This window comes from Comamonas antarctica, assembly GCF_013363755.1.
Taxonomy (GTDB): domain Bacteria; phylum Pseudomonadota; class Gammaproteobacteria; order Burkholderiales; family Burkholderiaceae_C; genus Comamonas; species Comamonas antarctica.
In genome coordinates this window covers 2,797,505-2,818,921 of record NZ_CP054840.1, presented here as the reverse complement: position 1 = coordinate 2,818,921, position 21,417 = coordinate 2,797,505, and the positions used below count along the sequence as shown (strand labels likewise).

General features: G+C 65.4%; 16 protein-coding genes. 9 read left to right on the top strand and 7 right to left on the bottom strand.

The features are described 5' to 3' along the window. Window positions 1–9 precede the first annotated feature (9 nt). Entirely contained in the window at window positions 10–1,344 is a 1,335-nt protein-coding gene (gene glmM, locus HUK68_RS13005; RefSeq protein WP_175504543.1) for a phosphoglucosamine mutase, read from the top strand. An 18-nt stretch (window positions 1,345–1,362) separates the two neighbouring features. On the opposite strand, the gene HUK68_RS13000 is transcribed toward glmM, so the two are convergent. Both HUK68_RS13000 and HUK68_RS12995 read right to left on the bottom strand, forming a co-directional pair. Next, window positions 1,363–3,588 (bottom strand): sensor domain-containing protein, encoded by a 2,226-nt coding sequence (locus HUK68_RS13000; protein ID WP_175504542.1) that lies wholly within the window; start codon window positions 3,586–3,588, stop codon window positions 1,363–1,365. A 149-nt stretch (window positions 3,589–3,737) separates the two neighbouring features. Continuing rightward, window positions 3,738–4,679, bottom strand: a complete 942-nt coding sequence (locus HUK68_RS12995) for a Ppx/GppA family phosphatase (protein WP_175504541.1) — start codon at window positions 4,677–4,679, stop codon at window positions 3,738–3,740. 238 nt (window positions 4,680–4,917) lie between these two features. On the opposite strand from HUK68_RS12995, the gene ppk1 reads away from it, so the two are divergent. Continuing rightward, complete coding sequence (gene ppk1 / locus HUK68_RS12990; protein ID WP_175504540.1) at window positions 4,918–7,089, top strand: polyphosphate kinase 1; 2,172 nt, start codon at window positions 4,918–4,920, stop codon at window positions 7,087–7,089. 40 nt (window positions 7,090–7,129) lie between these two features. Here ppk1 and HUK68_RS12985 read toward each other — a convergent pair whose 3' ends face one another. Next, window positions 7,130–8,611, bottom strand: a complete 1,482-nt coding sequence (locus HUK68_RS12985; RefSeq protein WP_175504539.1) for a Ppx/GppA phosphatase family protein — start codon at window positions 8,609–8,611, stop codon at window positions 7,130–7,132. A gap of 14 nt (window positions 8,612–8,625) precedes the next feature. Next, window positions 8,626–8,856: a hypothetical protein gene (locus HUK68_RS12980; RefSeq protein WP_175504538.1), complete on the bottom strand. Its 231-nt coding sequence runs from the start codon at window positions 8,854–8,856 to the stop codon at window positions 8,626–8,628. On the opposite strand from HUK68_RS12980, the gene pstS reads away from it, so the two are divergent. The 7 genes from pstS to phoR all read left to right on the top strand — a co-directional run bounded on the left by pstS (window position 8,855) and on the right by phoR (window position 15,560). Then, on the top strand, window positions 8,855–9,895 hold the full coding sequence (pstS, locus tag HUK68_RS12975) for a phosphate ABC transporter substrate-binding protein PstS (protein WP_175504537.1): 1,041 nt from the start codon (window positions 8,855–8,857) through the stop codon (window positions 9,893–9,895). The genes HUK68_RS12980 and pstS overlap by 2 nt on opposite strands. Before the next feature lie 104 nt (window positions 9,896–9,999). Continuing rightward, a complete protein-coding gene (gene pstC, locus HUK68_RS12970; protein ID WP_175504536.1) occupies window positions 10,000–10,998 on the top strand; it encodes a phosphate ABC transporter permease subunit PstC in 999 nt (332 codons plus the stop codon). Then, complete coding sequence (gene pstA, locus HUK68_RS12965; protein WP_175504535.1) at window positions 10,995–11,894, top strand: phosphate ABC transporter permease PstA; 900 nt, start codon at window positions 10,995–10,997, stop codon at window positions 11,892–11,894. The genes pstC and pstA overlap by 4 nt, the downstream gene beginning before the upstream one ends. 16 nt (window positions 11,895–11,910) lie before the next feature. After that, the gene (gene pstB, locus HUK68_RS12960) at window positions 11,911–12,696 is read left to right on the top strand and encodes a phosphate ABC transporter ATP-binding protein PstB (protein WP_175504534.1); all 786 of its coding nucleotides are present in this window, start codon (window positions 11,911–11,913) and stop codon (window positions 12,694–12,696) included. Between the two features lie 13 nt (window positions 12,697–12,709). Then, window positions 12,710–13,411, top strand: a complete 702-nt coding sequence (gene phoU, locus HUK68_RS12955) for a phosphate signaling complex protein PhoU (protein ID WP_175504533.1) — start codon at window positions 12,710–12,712, stop codon at window positions 13,409–13,411. 18 nt (window positions 13,412–13,429) lie between these two features. Further along, window positions 13,430–14,125, top strand: coding sequence for a phosphate regulon transcriptional regulator PhoB (gene phoB, locus HUK68_RS12950; RefSeq protein WP_175504532.1), 696 nt, complete (start codon window positions 13,430–13,432; stop codon window positions 14,123–14,125). Between the two features lie 76 nt (window positions 14,126–14,201). Beyond that, complete coding sequence (phoR, locus tag HUK68_RS12945; RefSeq protein ID WP_175504531.1) at window positions 14,202–15,560, top strand: phosphate regulon sensor histidine kinase PhoR; 1,359 nt, start codon at window positions 14,202–14,204, stop codon at window positions 15,558–15,560. On the opposite strand, the gene HUK68_RS12940 is transcribed toward phoR, so the two are convergent. From HUK68_RS12940 to HUK68_RS12930, 3 genes are all read right to left on the bottom strand, one after another. After that, complete coding sequence (locus HUK68_RS12940; RefSeq protein ID WP_175504530.1) at window positions 15,561–16,916, bottom strand: MATE family efflux transporter; 1,356 nt, start codon at window positions 16,914–16,916, stop codon at window positions 15,561–15,563. After that, window positions 16,913–18,625, bottom strand: a complete 1,713-nt coding sequence (locus HUK68_RS12935; protein WP_175504529.1) for a hypothetical protein — start codon at window positions 18,623–18,625, stop codon at window positions 16,913–16,915. The genes HUK68_RS12940 and HUK68_RS12935 overlap by 4 nt, the downstream gene beginning before the upstream one ends. 181 nt (window positions 18,626–18,806) lie before the next feature. Next, a complete protein-coding gene (locus HUK68_RS12930; RefSeq protein WP_175504528.1) occupies window positions 18,807–21,323 on the bottom strand; it encodes an ankyrin repeat domain-containing protein in 2,517 nt (838 codons plus the stop codon). Between the last annotated feature and the right edge of the window lie 94 nt (window positions 21,324–21,417).

Here is a 21,417-nt window from a genome sequence, read left to right as displayed (position 1 = left end):
AGGCTTGCAATGGCTCGTGAATATTTCGGCACCGACGGTATCCGTGGCACCGTCGGCCGCTCGCCCATCACCCCTGACTTCGTGCTGCGCCTGGCACATGCCGTGGGCCGCGTGCTGCGCCGCACCGAAGCTCGGCCACTGGTGCTGATCGGCAAGGACACCCGGATTTCGGGCTACATGCTGGAAAGCGCGCTCGAATCGGGTTTCAATTCGGCCGGCGTCGATGTGCTGCTGCTCGGCCCCTTGCCGACGCCAGGCGTGGCCTACCTCACGCGTGCGCAGCGCGCCAGCCTGGGCGTGGTGATCAGCGCCAGCCACAATCCCTATCCCGACAACGGCATCAAGTTCTTCAGCGCCCAGGGCAGCAAGCTGCCCGACAGCTGGGAGGAAGAGGTTGAGAAGGCGCTGGCCGAAGACCCGGTATGGGTCGATTCGGCGTCGCTGGGCAAGGCGCGGCGCCTCGATGATGCCGCAGGCCGCTACATCGAGTTCTGCAAGAGCACCTTCGGCCAGGAGCTCACGCTCAAGGGCCTGAAGATCGTCGTCGATGCGGCCCATGGCGCGGCCTATCAGATCGCACCCAAGGTGTTCCATGAACTGGGCGCCGAGGTCGTGGCCATGGGGTGCGCGCCCAACGGACTCAACATCAACGACGGCGTGGGTGCGACCCATCCCGAAGCGCTGGTGCGCGCGGTCGCGGCGCAGGGCGCGCACTATGGCATTGCGCTCGATGGCGACGCCGACCGGCTGTTGATGGTCGATGGCGCCGGGCGGCTCTACAACGGCGACGAGCTGCTGTATCTGCTTGCGGCCGACCGGCTGGCACGCGGCGAAGCCGTGCCGGGCGTGGTTGGCACGCTGATGACCAATCTCGCCGTCGAGTCGGCGCTCAAGGCGCAAGGTGTGGACTTCGTGCGCGCCAAGGTCGGTGACCGCTATGTGCTCGAGGAACTCGCGCGCCATGGCTGGCTGCTGGGCGGCGAGGGCTCGGGCCACCTGCTGGCGCTGGACCGCCACACCACGGGCGACGGCCTGGTCAGCGCCTTGCAGGTGCTGCAGGCCTGCGTGCGCGGCGGCAAGACGCTGGCCCAGTGGCTCGAAGCCGTGCCGCTCTATCCCCAGGAGCTGATCAACGTGCGCCTTGCTCCCGGCCAGGACTGGAAGAGCAACGCGCAGCTCGAGCAGACGCTGGCGGCCGTGCAGGCCGAACTGGGCGACAGCGGCCGGGTGCTGATCCGCGCCAGCGGCACCGAGCCGCTGCTGCGCGTGATGGTGGAAGCGCGCGATGCGCAGCAGGCCACACGCTGCGCGCAGCGCCTCGCGGACGCCGCCAGCGCTGGCTGAGCCCGCAGGCTCCTGGGCTCAGCGCCTGGAGGAGGAAAAGGCCGGCGCCTGCCGGCTGCGCAGGAACTGCAGCAGGTCGTCGCCCGGCGGCAGCGGCCGGCTGAAGTAATAGCCCTGGGCTTCGTCGCAGCCCATGTCGCGCAGGAACTGCAGCTGGGCCTCGGTCTCGACGCCCTCGGCCGTGGTCTGCATGCCCAGCGCCTGGGCCATGCGGATGATGGCGCTGACGATCGCGCGGTCGTTGCCGTCGTGGTCGAGATCCTGCACGAACGACTGGTCGATCTTGAGCTTGTAGATCTGGAAACGCTTGAGCTGGCTCAGCGACGAGTAGCCGGTGCCGAAGTCGTCGATCGACAAGCGCACGCCGCGCGAACGCAGCTGGTCCATGGTTTCGGTGGCGGTGCGCGGATCGTTGACCGCGACGCCCTCGGTCAGCTCCAGTTCCAGCGCATCGGGTGGCACCGCTGCGGCATGCAGGATCTGGCTCACCAGGTCGGGCAGCTGCGGCTGGTGGAACTGGATCGCCGAGAGGTTGACCGCGACCTTGAGCTCGGTGAGGCCGGCAAGGCGCCAGGCCTTGAGCTGGCGCACGGCGTTGCGCAGCACCCACTCGCCGATCTGCAGGATCTGGCCCGTGTCCTCGGCCACGGGAATGAACTCGGCGGGCGAGATCGGCCCGAGCTTGGGATGGTTCCAGCGCAGCAGCGCCTCGACGCTGTGCACGCGGCCGGTGCGGATGCGCACCTGGGGCTGGTAGTGCAGCTGCAGCTCATCGCGCTCGAGCGCGCGGCGCAGCGCGTTCTCGAGCTGCAGGGCGCGCAGCGACTGGGCGCGCATCTCCGGCGTGAAGAAGCGGAAGGTGTTGCGGCCGTCGAGCTTGGCGTGGTACATCGCGACATCGGCCGACTGCGTCAGCGTGTCGAAATCCATGCCGTCCTGGGGGTACAGCGCAATGCCCATCGAGGGCGCCATGGTCAGCTCATGGTGGTCGATCTGGTAGGGCTGGCGCGAGGCTTCGAGCAGCTTGTCGGCCACGCGCGCCGCGCCATGCGCATTGGCGCCGGGCAGCAGCAGCACGAATTCGTCGCCGCCGATGCGCGACACCGTATCCTTCTCGCGCACCACCGAGCGCAGCCGCTTGGCGATCTGCACCAGCAGGGTGTCGCCGACGCGATGGCCCAGCGAGTCGTTGACATGCTTGAAGTGGTCGAGATCGAGGAAGATCGCGGCCAGCGGCGTGCCGTTGTCACGCGCCAGCTGGATGGCCTGCGTGCTGCGGTCGGCCAGCAGCGTGCGGTTGGGCAGGCCGGTCAACGGATCGTAGTGGGCAAGCCAGTAGATGCGGTCCTGGTCGCGCTTGCGGTCGGCCATCTCGCGGTGCAGGTCTTCGACGGTGGCGCTGAGTTCGCGCGTGCGGTCGCGCACCTGCTGCTCGAGCTGCTCATGCACCTTGGCCAGCGCCGCCTGCGCCTGGGTGCGCTCGGTGATGTCGACCGTGATCCAGATCGTGCCCTGGTCCGGATCATTGGCGTCGATCAGCTTGCAGCGCACTTCGCAGATCACCGTGCCGCCGTCCTTGCGGGACAGCATCATCTCGCCTTCGGAGCTCAGGCCCACGGCGAGCTGGCGCGTGAAGTTCTCCTCGATCCGCTCCCATTCGGCAGTGCTGGCAAACCAGTCGCGTGCGCTGGTGCCGATCAGCTCGCCCGGTCCGTAGCCGAGCATGGTCTCGAAATGGCCGTTGCAGCGCGTGAGGTGGCCGCGGCGCATGAAGATGATGCCGACGCTGGCGTGGTCGAACAGCAGTTGCTTTTCGCGCAGCGCCGTGCTGAGCAGGGCCTGGGCCTGGCGCTGCTCGTCGATGTCGTCAAGGGTCCAGATCGACCCTTCGCCGGGAGCGGCGGGGTTGATCAACCGGCCTGTGATACCGCCCCAGAAGAGTGCGCCGTCGTGGCGGCGCAACTGGGATTCGGTGCGGAAGGTGAGTCCCTGGGCCATGTGCAGCCGCGCCCTTCGGCGCAGGCGGCGGAAGGTTTTCTCGTCGGGATGCAGCGATGCCCCGTGGCGCCCGAGCATCTCGTGCGCCGCGCCATGGCCGAAGATCTCGGCGCAGCGGTCATTGCAGCTCACGATTTCCTGCTGCCGCACGAAGGCAATGCCCAAGCCGGTGCTGCCCAGGAGGCTGTGCTGCTCGCGCAGGATGCGCTCAATTGCGTCAAGCGAGACGGTATTGGAGGAGTGCACGGAAAATCGCTCTAGCGAAGAGGTAGGCCCGGAGCGGCAAATTCTGGTGCGCTGCAGGGCAGAAGGATGTTATGAAGTGTAGCATTTGATACTTCTTTTACACCCCCGCATGGCACCCCGGAGCAGGCGTGATTAGCGCCTGCCGAGGTCTAGGGCACTGCACTTGCCGCGGTATGCAGGCTGTAGAGCAGTCCATGGCGCAGCGAACCCTGGGTCACGCGCATCTCCTCGATGCCGAAGAGCTGGAACACGGCCTGCATCACGCTCACGCCGCCGCCGATCACCGGACGCAATTCCTCGCGCAGGCCGGCGAGGTGCACCTGGCTGCTGTGGCCGCAGTCCTGCAGCCGGGCCAGCAGCCAGTCCAGTCCCTGGCGCGTGATCAGGCCGTGGGGATGGCGCTGCGGTGCCTGCGTCTGGGCCGACAGTACCCGGCTGATGGCACCCGCCGTGCCTGATGCGCCATAGGCCTGTTCCCAGTGCGCCGGCGCAAACTCCTGCGCCAGCGGTTGCAGCAGCGCGCGTGCGCTGGCCTGTGCCGCGAGGAACTGGTCCGGCCGCAGGCCGCCATCGGCAAAATGGCGCAGCGACCAGGCCACGCTGCCGATCTCCACCGAGCGCGTGCGCTGCGCGGTGAAGCCCTGGCCCAGGCACAGTTCGGTGGAACGCCCGCCGATGTCGATGACCAGGCGCCGGCGCGGCGATGGCGGCAGCAGCCGCGCCACGCCCTGGTAGATCAGACGCGCCTCTTCCTCACCATCGATGACTTCGATGGGTGCGCCCAGCAGGGCGCTGCCGCGCTCGAGGAACTCCGCGCGGTTGGTGGCTTCACGCAGGGTCTGTGTCGCGACGGCGCGCACGCGTTCGCGTGGCAGCCCGGCAATCAGCGGCGCGAACCGCTCCAGGCAGGCCCATCCCCGCTCCATCGCGTCGCGGCTGAGCCGTCCGCTCGCTTCGAGCGAGCCGCCCAGGCGGATGGTCTCCTTGCGACAGGTTTGTGACACCAGCCGGTCGCCGACGAAATGCCCCATTTCCAGCAGGCAGCTATTGGAGCCTATGTCGATGGCGGCAAACAGGCTGGTATCGTGCATGGAAGAGGAGGGAAAAGGTCAAAAAGCGCGCAGCTTAGCACCTTACCCTGGTTGCACGCCGGCCGCATGCCAGCTGCGGGAGCAAGTCGCCTGGCCGCCGCAGCGAATGTCAGTGTCATCGCGCTGACATAAACGCGGTCGATACTGTGCCGCGCCACGTCTTTTGCACGTTGTAGGATTGTTTGTGACTACTTTGACCTCTACCCAGCCCGAGCGCGCGGTTCCTGACGAGGCCGGCATGGCTGAACTGAACACGTCTGTTTCCACCGAGCTGCAGGGCGCGATTGCCGACCCGGCACAGGCGCTGGAACCGGTGGAGGACAACTGCGAGGAAGCGGTGGAGGCTGCGGCCGACAGCGCTGCGGCCGGGGTGCTGCTGGACCGCGACCACAGCATCCTGGCATTCAACGACCGCGTGCTCGACTGGGCGGTGCGCGACGACGTGCCGCTGCTCGAACGCCTGCGCTATCTGTGCATCGTGTCATCCAACCTCGATGAGTTCTTCGAGGTGCGGGCTGCGCCGCACATCACGGCCGAGCTCAGCGGCGACGGCCAGGGCGCCTATACGACGGCTTCGTTCCAGGCCCTGATGGAGCAAGCCCACGACCTGGTCGCGCGCCAGTACGCGCTCTACAACAAGGCGCTGGTGCCGGCTTTCGCGCGCCAGGGCATACGGATCATCTCGCATGGCGAGCGCTCGGGCGCGCAGCGGCGCTGGGTGCGCGAATATTTCCTGTCGGAAGTGCGCCCGCTGCTGATCCCGCTGGGGCTCGATCCCGCGCACCCGTTTCCCCAGGTGGCGAACAAGGCGCTGAACTTCATCGTCCGGCTCAAGGGGCCGGATGCATTCGGCCGAACCAATGAAGTGGCCATCGTCAAGGTGCCGCGCGCCTTGCCGCGCCTGGTGCCCATGCCGGCCAAGGTCGCGGGCAAACAGCGGCTTTTCGTGAGCCTGTCGAGCATTGTGCGGGCCCATCTCAAGGAGTTGTTTCCGGGGCGCGAAGTGGTGGAGTTCTCGCAGTTCCGCGCGACGCGGCATTCCGAGCTGGCCGTGGACGAAGAGGATGTCGGCAACCTGCGCATGGCCTTGCGCCAGGGCCTGCACCACCGCCATTACGGCCAGGCGGTGCGCCTGGAGGTGTCGTCGGGCTGCTCGCCCTTCCTGGCCGAGCTGCTGCTGGCGCAGTTCCATCTGCCGCCGCAGGCACTGTTCCGCGTGCCCGGTCCCGTCAATCTGGTGCGCCTGGGGCAGTTGGTCGACCTGGTCAACGATGCCTCGCTGCTGTTCGCGCCGTGGCAACCGGTGTGGCCGCGCCAAATGCAGCGCGGCGTGTCGGTGATGGCGCAGCTGCGCCAGCGCGACGTGCTGATCCACCAGCCCTTTGAAAGCTTCGAAGGCGTGCTGGCGCTGCTGCGCGAGGCCGTCAACGACCCGCAGGTGCTGGTCATCAAGCAGACCATCTACCGCACCGGCTCCGATTCGGAACTCATGGACCTGCTGGCCGAGGCCGTGCGCCGCGGCAAGGAAGTCATGGCCGTGGTCGAGCTCAAGGCGCGCTTCGACGAGGAGGCCAACATCAACTGGGCCGAGTCGCTCGAGCGCGTCGGCGCGCAGGTGGTCTACGGCGTGGTCGGGCTCAAGACCCATGCCAAGATGATGCTGATCACGCGGCGCGAGGGCCGCCGGCTGCGCCGCTACGGCCACCTGTCGACCGGCAACTACAACCTGCGCAGCGCCAGGCTCTATACCGATTTGGGCTACATGACGTCGGACGCCACGGTGACGGCCGACATGGATGAAGTCTTCAACCACCTCGCCAGCCACAACCGCCTGCCACAGCTGCAGCGGCTGATCATGGCGCCGTTCCATCTGCACAGCGCGATGCTGGCCTTCATTGCCCAGACCGGCGAGGCCGCGGCCAAGGGCCAGCCCGCGCGCATCGTGGCGAAGATGAATGCGTTGACCGATGAAGCGCTGATCCATGCGCTGATCGCCGCCGGTCAGAAGGGCGTGCAGATCGACCTGATCGTGCGCGGCGCCTGCATGCTGGCGCCGCAGCGCCCGGGGCTGACCGACAACATCCGCGTACGCTCGGTCATTGGCCGTTTTCTCGAGCACACCCGGGTGTTTTATTTCCGCCAGGGCGAGAAGGAGCAGCTGTTCCTGTCGAGCGCCGACTGGATGAACCGCAACATGATGCGCCGCATCGAACTCGCCTGGCCCGTGCGCGACCCAGCGCTGCGCCAGCAGATCATCGACGAATGCCTGGTGGCCTATCTGCACGACGACCGCGACGCCTGGACGCTGGGGCCGGACGGCCGCTACACGCGCGCCCCGCGGCCCTTCGATGGCAACGGCGCGCAGAACGCGCTGATGGGCCGCTACGGGCCGCCGATGCTGCCGTGCTGAACAAATCCCCTGGGCGGTGCAAGCGGCCCAGGGGATTTTTTCATTCCAGGTTCAAGTCCAGCTGCCAGTGGGTCTTGAGCCAGGCCTGCTGTTCTTCCTGCAGCAGGAAGGCCGACTGCGGATAGGTCTGCGACCAGTCGTTGCCGGCGCTGAAGCGAAAGCGCGGACCGTCGGCCTCGATGCGCAGGCTGGCCAGCTCGGGCGGGCGCCGCGCATGGCACAGCAGCACGGCCAGGCGCAGGGCCAGCAGCGGGTAGACGTGCTGCGGCTCGGTCAGCATCTCCGGCTCGAGCTTGCGCAGCTTGCCGCGCTGGCCGCAGACCAGTTGCGCCAGCAACTCGCGCTCGGCCTGGGTGAAGCCCGCAGCCGAAGTGTTCTGCAGCACGTACGCGCCATGGCGGTGGTAGTTGCTGTGCGCGATGAGGCTGCCGATCTCGTGCAGCAGCGCCGCGTGGCGCAGCGTCTCATGGTGTTCGGCGGAGGTCTGCGGCGCCAGCTGCTCGAGCAGGTTGCGGGCCACACCCGCGACGCGCTGGGCCTGTTCGGCATCGACACTGTATTTCTGCATCAGGCCCTGCACGGCCGCGCTGCGCAGGTCGGTGCACAGCGGGTCCTGTTCGACCAGGGTGTGCAGCACGCCCTGGCGCAGCGCGCCTTCGGCGACATGCAGCGAACGCAGCTGCAGCAGATCGAACAGCGCCTGCATGATGCTGACGCCGCCGGCAATCACCGCGCGCCGGTCTTCCTTGAGACCGGCCAGGCGGATCTGGTCGGTGGTCTGGGCCCGCACCAGGCTGTCATGCAGCCATTCGAGGCCTTCGCCATCGATGATGCCCGGCGTGCGGCCGCTGGCCGCAAGAATGTCGCCAATGGCCGCCGCCGTGCCCGATGAAGCATAGACCGTGTCCCAGTCGCCGCTGTGGATCCGGTCCAGCGCCTCGTCAAGCACCGCGCGCGCGGCCACGGCGGCGACGGAAAAGGCATTGCGGCTGAGTTCGCCCTTGGGAAAGTAGCGTTGCGACCATGCCACGCTGCCCAATCGCAGCGACATCGCCTGCTGCGCTTCCTGCGCCCGTCCGAGCACCAGTTCGGTCGAGCGGCCGCCGATGTCGATGACCAGCCGGCGCTCGTCCGAGGCTGGCAGCAGGCTGCTGACGCCGCGGTAGATCAGCCGGGCCTCCTCCTCGCCGGCAATGACTTCGATCGGGTAGCCGAGCAGTTCGGCGCCGCGTTGCACGAAGGCCTCGCGGTTGCGCGCCTCGCGCAGCGTCTGGGTCGCGACCGCACGCACATGGCCCGCAGGAAATCCCGCGAGGCGCTCGCCGAAGCGCGCCAGGCAGTCCCAGCCGCGCTGCATGGCTTCCTCGGAGAGGTAGCGGTCGGCATCGAGGCCGCCGCCCTGGCGCACGGTTTCCTTGAGATATTCCACGCGCTGGAAGTGGTGATGGGAGAACTGGCCGATCTCGAGCCGGAAGCTGTTGGATCCGAGGTCGATGGCGGCAAACGAATGGGCGTGGAGCATGGGACAGGGACCGGTCACGGAACCGCATGCGAAACAGGCATGGGTTGCTGTAGGAAGCACAAAACGGTGGTCGCACCACCGCGTGGAGCCAGAGCGTACACCGGGAATGTGGCAATCGCATGAAATGCGTGATACGGAATATATTGATTGCATGTGACGGGCGTGCCGCATGTCACGAAGCCGTCATAAATGCTTTCTACAGTCACGGACATCACAGTTTTTTCCAACCTGAGAGGTGTGTTCATGAAGTGGTCCGTGATTCAAATTCTGGTGGCTGGTGTTGTCGCTGGCTCCGGCATGGGCAGTGCGTTTGCCCAGCAGGAAGCCACCGGCGCGGGCGCGAGCTTCCCAGCTCCCCTGTACTCCAAGTGGGCGGCTGATTACAACAAGGCCACCGGCGTCAAGATCAACTACCAATCCGTGGGCTCGAGCGCCGGCCTCAAGCAGATCGAAGCCAAGACCGTGGACTTCGGTGCTTCGGACGAACCGCTGAAGGACGACGAACTGGCCAAGAAGGGCCTGGTGCAGTTCCCCACCGTGATCGGCGGCATCATTCCCGTGGTCAACATCGCCGGCGTGCAGCCCGGCCAGCTCAAGCTCACCGGCAAGCTGCTGGGCGACATCTACCTGGGCAAGATCACCAAGTGGAACGATGCCGCCATCGTGGCACTGAACCCCGGCGTGAAGCTGCCTGACGCGACCATCGCTCCGGTGCGCCGCGCCGACGGTTCGGGCACGACCTTCGGCTTCACCAACTACCTGAGCGCGGTGAACCCCGAGTGGAAGGAAAAGGTCGGTGAAGGCAAGGCCGTGAACTGGCCCACCGGCGCCGGCGGCAAGGGCAACGAGGGCGTCGCCGCCTTCGTCGGCCGCCTGCCCAACTCCATCGGCTACGTCGAGTACGCCTATGTGAAGCAAAACAAGATGACCTACGCGCTGCTGCAAAACCGCGACGGCAACTTCGTCTCGCCCGATGACTCCTCGTTCAAGGCCGCCGCCGCCGGCGCCGACTGGACCAAGAGCTTCTACCAGATCCTGGGCAACCAGCCTGGCAAGGATGCCTGGCCCATCACCTCGGCCACGTTCATCGTGATGCACAAGGCGCAGGACAAGCCCGCGCAAGCCGCCGCCTCGCTGAAGTTCTTCGAGTGGGCCTACAAGTCGGGCGACGCCACTGCCAGCGGCCTGGACTACGTGCCCATGCCCGAAGCCGTGAAGCAGGTGATCTACAAGTCGTGGGGTGAAATCAAGGACACTTCCGGCAAGGTGATCGCGGTCAAGTAAGCAAGGCCACGGCGGTGCACCCCGGTGCACCGCCTTTTTGGTGCTTGTGTTGAAACCATTTTGAAGAGGCGCTCAGCGTGTCCACTCCATCGACTGCCCGTCCGATGCCCGCGTCCGTAACGACCCCGGCAACGTCACGCGCCCCCACCCCCCGCCGCCTCACGCGGCTGTCCGGCGCCTGGGCCGACCGTGGCTTTGCCTGGCTCGCGCGCGCCGCGGCGCTGCTGACCCTGGGCCTGCTGGCGGCCATCCTGGGCTCGCTGCTCGTCGGCGCCTGGCCCGCCATCCATGAATACGGCCTGGGCTTCTTCACCAGCAGCGTCTGGGATCCGGTGCAGGACCAATACGGCGGCCTGGTGATGATCTACGGCACGCTGGCCACTTCCATCATTGCGCTGGTGATTGCCGTGCCCGTGAGCTTCGGCATCGCGCTGTTCCTCACCGAGCTGTCGCCGGCCTGGCTCAAGCGCCCGCTGGGTATCGCCATCGAGCTGCTCGCCGCCGTGCCGTCCATCGTCTACGGCATGTGGGGCCTGATGGTCTTCGGCCCGGTGCTGGCCACCTATGTGCAGGCGCCGCTGCAGTCGCTGTTCGCGGGCGTGCCCTATCTCGAAGCTTTCGTCTCCGGTCCTCCCGTGGGGATCGGTATCCTGTCGGCCGGCATCATCCTGGCCATCATGGTGATTCCCTTCATCGCCTCGGTCATGCGCGACGTGTTCGAAGTCACGCCGGCACTGCTCAAGGAATCGGCCTACGGCCTGGGTTCGACCACCTGGGAAGTGGTGTGGAAGGTCGTGCTGCCCTATACCAAGACCGGCGTGCTCGGCGGCGTGATGCTCGGCCTGGGCCGCGCGCTGGGCGAAACCATGGCCGTCACCTTCGTGATCGGCAACATGAACCAGCTCAACTCGGTGTCGATCTTCGAGGCCGCCAACAGCATCACCTCGGCGCTGGCCAATGAATTCGCCGAAGCCGGCGCGGGCTTGCACCAGGCCTCGCTGATCTATCTGGGCCTGATCCTGTTCTTCATCACCTTCGTGGTGCTGTCGATGTCCAAGATCCTGCTGTCGCGCCTGCAAAAGAATGAAGGAGCTCGTTCATGAGCCAGACTCCCGTGCACGGAACGGCCCAACGGGTCATGCAGGCGGCCGAGCTGGCTGCGCAGCGCCAGGCGCGCTACGCCGGGCGCAAGCGCGTCAACCAGGTGGCGCTGACGCTGGCGCTGGCGGCCATGGCCTTCGGCCTGTTCTGGCTGATCTGGATCCTGTGGGAAACCATCCGCCTGGGCCTGGGCGGCCTGAGCCTGGCGCTGTTCACCGACATGACGCCGCCGCCGAACGAGGCGGGCGGCCTGATCAACGCGATCTTCGGCTCGATCGTGATGGTCGGCCTGGCCACGCTGATCGGCACGCCGATCGGCATCATGGCCGGCATCTACCTTGCCGAATACGAGCAGCGCGGCTGGCTGGCGCGCACCACGCGCTTCGTCAACGACATCCTGCTGTCCGCGCCCAGCATCGTGATCGGCCTGTTCGTCTACTCCGTGGTCGTGGCCCAGCTCAAGAGCTTCTCCGGCTTTGCCGGCGTCGTCGCGCTGGCGCTGATCGTGATTCCAGTGGTGATCCGCACCACCGAGAACATGCTGATGCTGGTGCCCGCCAGCCTGCGCGAAGCCGCGTATGCGCTCGGCACGCCCAAGTGGAAGGTCATCATGATGGTGACGCTGCGGGCCGCGCGCGCCGGCGTGATCACCGGCGTGCTGCTGGCCGTGGCGCGCATTGCGGGCGAGACCGCGCCGCTGCTGTTCACCGCGCTGAACAACCAGTTCTGGAACGCCGACCTGAGCAAGCCCATGGCGAGCCTGCCGGTGACCATCTTCAAATTTGCCATGAGCCCGTACGAGAACTGGCAGCAGCTGGCCTGGGCCGGCGTGTTCCTGATCACGGTGGCCGTGCTGGGCCTCAACATCCTCGCACGTGTGCTGACCCGCCAAAAATAAGGCAAGGAAATTTCCCATGTCGACCCTTCACACTCCCGTCTCCCCCCTGTCGTCCAAGCTGACGGTGCGCAACCTCAACTTCCATTACGGCAAGTTCCATGCGCTCAAGAACATCAATCTGGATATCCCCGAGAAGAAGGTCACGGCCTTCATCGGCCCGTCGGGCTGCGGCAAGTCCACGCTGCTGCGCACCTTCAACCGCATGTTCGAGCTCTATCCCGAACAGCGCGCGCAGGGCGAGATCCTGCTGGACGGCGAGAACCTGCTGACCAGCCGGCAAGACGTGGCGCTGATCCGCGCCAAGATCGGCATGGTCTTCCAGAAGCCCACGCCGTTCCCGATGTCGATCTACGACAACATCGCGTTCGGCGTGAAGCTGTTCGAACGCCTCAGCGCCACCGATATGGACGACCGCGTCGAGTGGGCGCTGCGCAAGGCCGCGCTGTGGAACGAGGTCAAGGACAAGCTGCAGCAAAGCGGCTCGGGCCTGTCCGGCGGCCAGCAGCAGCGCCTGTGCATCGCGCGCGGCATCGCGATCAAGCCCGAAGTGCTGCTGCTCGACGAACCCTGCTCGGCGCTCGATCCGATCTCGACGGCCAAGATCGAAGAGCTGATTGCCGAGCTGAAGAACGACTACACGGTGGTGATCGTCACGCACAACATGCAGCAGGCGGCGCGCTGCAGCGACTACACCGCCTACATGTACCTGGGCGACTTGATGGAATTCGGCGAGACCGAGCAGATGTTCTTCAAGCCCCAGCGCAAGGAAACCGAGGACTACATCACTGGCCGTTTCGGCTGAGGAGACAGGCAACATGAACGAAAAACACCTCTCGTCCCAGTTCGACAGCGAACTCAACCGCATCTCCACGCGCGTGATGGAACTCGGCGGCATGGTCGAGTCGCAGATCCGCCTGGCGATCTACTCGCTGGCCGAGCTGAGCGTCGAAGCCGCCGAGCAGGTCGATGCGGCCGAGCAGCAGATCAACGCGATGGAAGTCGAGATCGACCACGAACTGTCGTCGATCATCGCCCGGCGCCAGCCCACGGCGCGCGACCTGCGCCTGCTGATGGCCTTCTCCAAGGCCACCGCCAACCTCGAGCGCATGGGCGACGAGGCGCACAAGATGTCGCGCATGGTGCGCTCCATCATCGGCAGCGGTTCGGCGCGCATGCTGCCTTCGAACGAGCTGCGCGTGGCCGCCGACCTGGCCTCGGGCCTGCTGCGCAAGACGCTGGACGCGCTGGCGCGCCTCGACACCAAGGCCGCCGTGGCGATCCTCAAGGAGGACGACCTGATCGACCAGGAATTCGACGGTTTCGTGCGCAAGCTGATCACCTACATGATGGAGGATCCGCGCACCATTTCCGCGAGCCTGGACCTGCTGTTCCTGGCCAAGGCCATCGAGCGCATCGGCGACCACTCGAAGAACCTCGCGGAACAGATCATCTATCTGGTGGAAGGCAAGGATGTGCGCCACCAGACCATGGCCGCCATTGAATCGGCCGTGCTTTAAGCCGGAAAGACAACAGGGATGAAGAAACTGCCCTTGGTTCTCATTGTCGAAGACGAGCCCGCGATTGCCGAGCTGATTGCCGTGAACCTGCGGCACAACGGTTTCCAGCCGATCTGGGCCGAAGACGGGGTGTCGGCGCAGCGCGAACTCGATGCCGTGCTGCCCGACGTGATCCTGCTCGACTGGATGCTGCCCGGCACCAGCGGGCTGGCGCTGGCGCGCAAGTGGCGTGCCGACGCGCGCACCAAGCCCGTGCCGATTCTCATGCTCACGGCGCGCGGCGACGAACCCGACAAGGTGGCGGGCCTCGATGCGGGCGCCGACGACTACATCACCAAGCCGTTTTCCACCCAGGAGCTGCTGGCGCGCATTCGCGCCGTGCTGCGCCGGCGCGCACCCGAGCAGTTGCAGGACCAGGTCAGCGCGGGCGCGCTGGTGCTCGATGCGGCCGCGCACCGCGTGAGCTACAGCGGCGAGCCGCTCAAGCTCGGGCCGACCGAGTTCAAGCTGCTGCACTACTTCATGAAGCACCCGGAGCGCGTGCACAGCCGCTCGCAGTTGCTCGACAAGGTCTGGGGCGACCATGTGTTCATCGAGGAGCGCACGGTCGACGTGCATGTCAAGCGCCTGCGCGAGGCGCTGGGCGAGGCCAGCAGTCTGGTCGAGACAGTGCGTGGCGCGGGCTATCGCCTGAGTCTCCCCGCCCAGGGCTGATCCCGGGCATCCGGCGCATGGCATGCGCCGTGGGCGCCGCCGGTCCTTCACGGCGGCGCAGCAAAAGGCGAAAAATATGGTCTGGCGTAGTTTCTGGTTTGTGTGCATCCAGCTTGCGGGCGGCGCGGTGGGATGGTGGCTGTGCCGTTGGCCCGGGGCCTTGATCGGCGTGCTGCTGGCCAGCTGGCTGTGGCTGGCGGACGACAGCTGGCGCGCCGGCCGCCTGTTGTCGTGGCTGCGCCGCGCCGACCTGGCCAGCGCGCCCGCGCAGCGCAGCGGGCTGTGGGGCGAGGCCGGCGAGCGTGCGCGGCGCTGGCTGCGCCTGCAGAGCCAGCAGACCCAGGCCAGCGATGAACGCCTCAACGACATGCTGTCGGCGCTGCAGGCCAGCCCGAACGGCGTGGTGCTGCTGGACGAGCAGGGCCGCATCGAATGGTGCAACCAGATCTCCAACAGCCAGTTCGGCTTCGATGCGGCACGCGACCGCATGCAGAACATCGGCAACCTGGTGCGCGATCCGGCCTTCAGCCAATACCTGCATGCGCAGGACTTCTCCCATGACCTGATCCTGCAGGGCCGCGACAGCACGCCGTCGCGGCCGGTGCGGCTGTCGGTGCAGCTCTATCCCTATGGCGATGGACGGCGCCTGTTGCTGGCGCGCGATGTCACCGCGCAGGAGCAGGCCGAAGCCATGCGCCGCGACTTCGTGGCCAACGTCTCGCACGAGATCCGCACGCCGCTGACGGTGCTGGTGGGGTTCGTCGAAACCCTGCAGACCCTGCCGTTGCCCGAGGACGAACGTGCGCGCTACCTGGGCCTGATGGCCCAGCAGTCGGCGCGCATGCAGCACCTGGTCGAGGACCTGCTGGCGCTGTCGCGCCTCGAAGGCAGTCCCTTGCCCGGATACACGCAGTGGACACCGGTCGGCCTGCTGCTGCGCCAGTGTGAGGACGAAGCCCGCGGGCTGTCGATGGCGCTCACGCGTGTGCATGGCAAGCCGCACCAGATCGAGTTTCCCGATTCGCCGCCCGGCGCGGACCTGGGCGAGATCGCGGGCGCAGCCACCGAACTGCAAAGCGCGTTCTCCAATCTGCTGGCCAATGCGCTGCGCTATACGCCGGCCGGCGGGCGTGTGGTGGTGCGCTGGCAGGCGCATGCCGATGGCAGCGCGACGTTCTCGGTGCAGGATGCGGGCCCGGGCATCGATGCCACGCACCTGAGCCGGCTGACCGAGCGCTTCTACCGCGTCGACCGCAGCCGCTCGCGCGACACCGGCGGCACGGGCCTGGGCCTGGCCATCGTCAAGCATGTGCTGCAGCGCCACAATGCCAGGCTCGAGGTGCGCAGCACCGTGGGCAGCGGCTCGACGTTCTCGGTGATCTTCCCCGCGCAGCGACTGCGCGCCACGGCGTTGCCGGCGCCAGCCGAAACCTGATCAGCCGGCGCGCGGCGCCGTGCGCGGGCGCAGTGCGCGCCACAGCAGCGCGCTGAAGGCGATGGCGGTCACGGCCAGCGCCAGCGCGCTCGCGGCCCAGAACGGCGCGGGCGTGGGCCGGCCGCTCCAGGGGCCGATGCCGCCATAGGCCAGCCAGTAGCCACCGGCCAGGCCGCCGCCCCACAGCAGCACGCAATAGGTCAGCAGCGGCGCCACGGTGATGCGGTAGCAGCGCAGCACGAAGACGCAAAAGCATTGCACTGCATCGGCCGCGTGGTAGAGCGCCACCCACAGCAGCAGCGAGGCCGCCAGCGCGGCGACTTCGGCATCGCTGGTGTAGACCGAGGCCAGCGCATGCCGGCCCAGCAGCAGCAGTCCGCCCAGCAGCAGGCCCATCAACGCCGCCAGACGCCAGCCCAGCACCACCAGCTGGCGCGCATGCGCCTCATTGCCCGCGCCGCGCCACCAGCTCACGCGCGCGCTGCAGGCAATGGACAGCGACAGCGGCACCATGTAGCAGACCGCGGCCAGATTGGCGGCGATCTGGTGGCTGGCCGCGGCCAGGTTGCCCTGGCGCGCGACGAACAGCGCCACCAGCGTGAACGACGTGACTTCCACCAGGATCGCCAGGCCCGCCGGCAAGCCCAGGCGCAGGAACTGGCCGATCTGCTGCCAGTCCGGGCGCTCCATGCGCTGCCACAGCTGCAGCGGCGCATACAGCGCGCGGGTGCGCACCAGCCACAGGCCCACGCCCAGCAGCGTGTAGTTGACCACCAGCGTGGCCCAGGCGCAGCCGGCGACCCCGAGCGCGGGCAGGCCGGCGCCGCCAAAGGTGAACCAGATCGACAGCGGCAGCTTGAGCCCCAGCGAGCCGACCTGCAGCCAGGTCACCAGTTGCGGCCGGCCCAGCGACTGGTTGAGCGTGCTGTAGATGCGAAACAGCATCGCCGGCGGCAGGCCCCAGGCGAGGATGTTCAGATAGTGGCGCACATCGGCCTTGAGGGCATCGGGCACATCGGCCCAGCGCAGCAGCGCGTCGGGCGCCAGCAGCACCGACATGCCGATCACGCAGATGCCCAGGCACAGGTACAGCGACTGGCGCAGCGATCGACCCACAGCCGGCAGCCGGCCCGCGCCGCGCTGCTCGGCCCACAGCGGCAGCAAGGCCTGCAGGATGCCCATCAGCGAGATATAGACGCTGATGAACACCGCCGAGCCCACCGACAGCGCGGCCAGCGCCGCGGGCGAGTAGCGGCCCGCGACGATGGTGTCGGTGACGCCGAAAGCCATGATGGCCAACTGGCCCGCAAGCACCGTGAGTGCATGGCGGGCAATGGTGGAGAGTTCGGACTTCATCGCGCGGGGCGCTTGCGCAGCAGGATCAACTGGTCGCTCCTGACCGTGGGCCGCGCGATGCGCGCCACCGGCTTCCAGCCGTCCAGCAGCACGCGATCCTGTGTCGCATCCCACATCTGCGCATCCGCCACCAGCCAGTCGCAGGGTCGGCGGTTCTTGCTGGTCGTGGAGATCTGCGTCGTGGCCACCTGGCCGTGGAATTCCAGGCCGATCAACTGCGCGCGGCTGAGACCGTAGGTGGCGACGCAGCGCGGTGCCGGGTCGCCGATGGAGGCCATGACCTGTTCCACCTGCGGTGCATAGCTGCGCGCGTAGTCGAGCAGTGGCAGCCACAAGCTCATCAGCAGCAGCCAGCCCAGCGTCGCGCCCGAGGCCGGCAGCACCAGGCTTTTCCAGATCGCGGCGCGGTTGCGCGAGGTGCGCCAGACCACCAGCGCGCACCAGGCCACGGTGGCGGCCAGCGCCGCAGCCAGCGCCAGCAGCGAGAATTCGGACTCGAAGCCCGGCGCCAGCTTGGCCACGTTGGCCGCGGGCTTGGCGGGGAAGCCGGTCTGCAGCGAGATCCAGATCACCCAGATCGCAATTGCCGACACGCTGAAGAACAGCAGCGTGAACCAGTCGATCAGCGCGCTGATGCTGCGCCGCAGCGTGGGCAGCGCAAATGCCGCCAGCGTGGCAATGGCCGGCAGGCCTGGCAGCAGCGCACGGTCGGCGGGCTGCGTGACCAGCGCGGCGCAGAAAGCCAGCCCCGCAAACCAGATCGGCAGCACCAGATGGCGGTGGCGCATCGGGTGCGCGATCTGCCGGCGCCAGCGCCACAGCGTCCACAGCGCCAGCGGCCAGGCAGGCCAGGTGAACCACGCCAGCAGGCGCAGCAGGCTGCCCCATTCCGGGCTGCCCCAGGCCGGCAGCGAAATGCGCCACTGCCACAGATCGAGCCGCGTCGCCAGCAGACCGGCCAGCAGCGTGCTGCCCAGCCAGGCCAGCGCCCACAGGCGCGCGGCGCGCGTGGCTTCGACGGGCGAAAGCCAGGCCAGCGCGGCGCAGCCCAGGCCCATCAGCACGGCCATGGTCGGGGCGCCGCCGAGCACCAGCCCGGCCAGCCCGACGAGCATCGCCAACGCCGGCGCGGCGTTGCGGTAGGGCATGGCCGCGGCGGCAAAGAACACCAGCGTCGTGCAGGCGAGCTGGGTCACATAGCCCGTGGTCTCATGCGACAGCTGGGCCAGGCCCAGGCTCGCGATCAGCGCCAGCAGGCCGCCATCGGCCATGGCGCGCGCATAGTCGATCGGGTTGGCCTCGCCGCCAAACGCAAATGCCACGGGCTGCGCGCCAGGGCTGCGCGCCAGGCAGTAGACGCCCCACCAGGTCGCGGCCATGGCCAGCAGCAGCAGCAGCATGAACGGCACGCGCACCGCCATCTCCGCCGGCATGGCCGCGGGCGCGAGCTGCAGCGCCCAGGCGCCAAGCCAGTAGGGCAGCAGGCCGTCGGTCTGCGGTGCCATGCCGCCGACCAGCGGCGCCATCCATTCGGTGCGGCCCTCGAACAGGGCCAGCATGTAGCCGAAGGCCGTGATGTCGGCGTTCCTCCAGGGCGCACGGCCGACGTAGCCAGGCACCACATAGGCCAGGCACAGCAATACCAGCGCCCAGCGCGGCAGGGTGCGCACGGCCTGTTGCGAAACGATGGCGGGGGTAGGTTGGTTCACGCAGCGTAGAAACGACAAGAAAGACCGCAAGAATACGCGAACCCGGGGCGGTCAGCGGTGGTGCTGAGCGTTGGGGCCACTTTTGTCGCTGTGATCTACGCTGCCGGCGTGCAAGGCCGTGGGATATGTGTGCATGCGGCATATGCCAGGCACCGGCGTCCGCCGGGTCCCGATGCCGGGATCAATACCAATAGAACTTCGTCAACTTGGCGCGCATTGAGTCCGATTGGTATTGTTCTGGAACCATATTCATGAAGAACAGCCGGATGCGGGTGAAGAATCCAGGGATCGGAGGATCGATCGCCTTGACAATACGGCGGCACATTTCGGTTTGTTTAAAATTTTTAGCGAAGATGAACGCGGTCTCGCCGAATCTGTTCCGGGTTTCAAGCTGTTTCCTATGCATCTTCTTCATGATGGCGAGCGCGATTTTTGTATCGCCCCGCTCCAATGCCAGCATCATCGCATTGTTGCCATCTTTGTCGCAGATGCCCAGTTGCGCCGGTGTCATTTTCGCGATGAGTGCCAGGCTGGCAGCGGGGAGATCTTTTTTTATCGTGATCATCAGCGCAGTGTCGCCACGCCGGTTTTTGAGGCCCAGATGCTGGGGAAGCATTGAGTGGACGATTTTCACATCCCCGCCCAGGGCGGCATGATATGTGGTTAGTTTTTCCAAGAGGCGCTGGTGGCGATCAAGAAGTGCTTCATGGCTCATTTTGCGGGCTATGACGTCGGCCGCACCGGGCTGGTTGTTAGCGAACGCGATGCCCAGCGCGTCATCGTTCGCCTTGTTTTCGAGGTCGAGTTGCGCCGCTCTCATGCGCTCGGCGAGCTGCGGGACAATAGCAAAATTATTGTGCTTGAGCGCGATCATCATCGCTGTATCGCCGTTGCGGTCTCTGCAGCCGAACTGGGAGGGATCGGTGCGGTCGAGAAGAATGCTGATGATCTCTGGATCACCCATTTTGAGCGCCAGCATAAAAGCAGTGTGTCCATTGTTGTTTTGCAGGGACAGCTGCTGCTCGCTCATCTTTTTAATGATGCTTTTGATGAGGCTTTTGGTGAGTTGGGGGTGGATCTTCTGAAGGGCAGTCCTCAATGCCCGGTGCAGCACAGTGTTGCCGTCGCCATCCTCGTTGCCTAGATGCTGCCCACTCATCATGGAAAGGATGATGTCAGCGATGTCGGGTCTTTTTTTCCCCAGCGCTTGCGCCATCGATGTGGCTAATAACATTTCTTTTGCGGTGTCCGACCATATAAAGGCCATTGATTCATTCAGAATTTCCCCGACCTCTGACAGATCCTTCGATTGCAACATTCTGGTGACTGCGGAAAGAGAAATTCTTTGCAGGATATCATCCTGAAACTTCTTGATTTCAGGTTTTTCAGTGGCCTTATAGTTGAGTTTGTCCAATAGTTCTTTGCTCTTGGAAGCATCTCTCCAGACGAACTCCTCCAGAATTTGATGGTGATGCTCTTTGGCGTCATTGGTGGTGCTGACATACACAATATTTTCGCCGGATATTTTGAGCTTGGTTCCAGCCCCTTTTTCGCCAGCAAGATAGCTGGGGTGGAAGTTGATGGCGCCGGCTTCGCGCAGGTTGCGCGCGATGGAACGCATCAAAAGCGTGTTGTCTTTGATCAGGTGGTACTGTTCGACATCGCCCTCGTCCGAATAAACGAAGACATCCGTGATGGGAATGGGGCCAAAGCTGTGCGTCAGTTTTGGTTGGACAGTGTCGTTGAATATATTCAGGATATCGCAAAAATCATTTTCATTAATAGCGACAGAGTCTATATTGAAATTTTCGACTGACAGTTCGTGGATTATCTGGCTGCGGCACTCTTCGGCCAGGACTTCAATCACCCGATCGATGATGATCTTGTCGTGAATGTGGACCGTGAATTGATCGAGATAATGCGCTGAGATCCGGGATTCAAGTGCGTCTGCGCGTGGCCGAAGGCCGAAATTAGGTGCAATATAATTGAAAAATGCCGCTACATCATGAATCTCGTTGCCTTTGTAGGTGCCGATATTGTTGTCGCGCATGTAGTTCAGTATTTCAGCATTGATGACATTTATCAACTGGTTGATGAAATTCTGTGGCAACCCATGTTTGAGGGCTTCCAATTTTCGTGCGGCTTGTTCGATGTTCTGTGCCATTCCCGATGGACAGACATGCAGATGTGCTGCCAGATCCTCGATGGTCTTTTTGCGTACGTCTTCTGGAAGGTCGGCATCGTGCGCGAGGCTGCAAATTATGCTCAAATTATCGAAAACCAAGCTCTTGTAAATTTCCAGATTTTCCCAGCAGAAGTCGCTCTTGATTCCTGATTCAACCAGTGAGAAGAATTTGTCGAGATTGTCCCCTTGAGATGGGTTGGTTTTCTCGTCAATCAAGCTGCGCAGGGTTTCTATATTTTCTTTATAGCCGCGAATGATGTCTGTGTCCGACAGCTGGGCACCAGAGTTGACGGGCTTTTCATTGGTTGCCAAATGGCTGCCATTGCCCGCTGCACGCGCCATGAAGCTCGGCTGGAGATTGAAATGGTGGCTGCTGTTGGTGCGCATTTTTTGGTCCAACCTTTCATTGGAAGCCGTTGACAAGGAATCGCCCGTCTCAAGTCCTCCGATCAGGCGGGGCGGGAGGGTATGTTTTCTCTGACGGCGTTGACTTGGTTGCCACTGGGCGCGCATGGTTCCAGCGGCAATCGGTGGTCATCGTGGGGAGCTGCTCAGGGCTGAAGGAAGACGAAAAAAAAGCAGCCCGGTTGCCCGGGCTGCTTTTTGG

Coding starts and splice junctions, on each gene's coding strand:
- glmM (WP_175504543.1), top strand. CDS start 10: ATGGCTCGTGAATATTTCGGCACCGACGGTATCCGTGGCACCGTCGGC.
- HUK68_RS12995 (WP_175504541.1), bottom strand. CDS start 4,679: ATGCACGATACCAGCCTGTTTGCCGCCATCGACATAGGCTCCAATAGC.
- ppk1 (WP_175504540.1), top strand. CDS start 4,918: ATGGCTGAACTGAACACGTCTGTTTCCACCGAGCTGCAGGGCGCGATT.
- HUK68_RS12985 (WP_175504539.1), bottom strand. CDS start 8,611: ATGCTCCACGCCCATTCGTTTGCCGCCATCGACCTCGGATCCAACAGC.
- pstS (WP_175504537.1), top strand. CDS start 8,855: ATGAAGTGGTCCGTGATTCAAATTCTGGTGGCTGGTGTTGTCGCTGGC.
- HUK68_RS12980 (WP_175504538.1), bottom strand. CDS start 8,856: ATGAACACACCTCTCAGGTTGGAAAAAACTGTGATGTCCGTGACTGTA.
- pstC (WP_175504536.1), top strand. CDS start 10,000: ATGCCCGCGTCCGTAACGACCCCGGCAACGTCACGCGCCCCCACCCCC.
- pstA (WP_175504535.1), top strand. CDS start 10,995: ATGAGCCAGACTCCCGTGCACGGAACGGCCCAACGGGTCATGCAGGCG.
- pstB (WP_175504534.1), top strand. CDS start 11,911: ATGTCGACCCTTCACACTCCCGTCTCCCCCCTGTCGTCCAAGCTGACG.
- phoU (WP_175504533.1), top strand. CDS start 12,710: ATGAACGAAAAACACCTCTCGTCCCAGTTCGACAGCGAACTCAACCGC.
- phoB (WP_175504532.1), top strand. CDS start 13,430: ATGAAGAAACTGCCCTTGGTTCTCATTGTCGAAGACGAGCCCGCGATT.
- phoR (WP_175504531.1), top strand. CDS start 14,202: ATGGTCTGGCGTAGTTTCTGGTTTGTGTGCATCCAGCTTGCGGGCGGC.
- HUK68_RS12940 (WP_175504530.1), bottom strand. CDS start 16,916: ATGAAGTCCGAACTCTCCACCATTGCCCGCCATGCACTCACGGTGCTT.
- HUK68_RS12930 (WP_175504528.1), bottom strand. CDS start 21,323: ATGCGCGCCCAGTGGCAACCAAGTCAACGCCGTCAGAGAAAACATACC.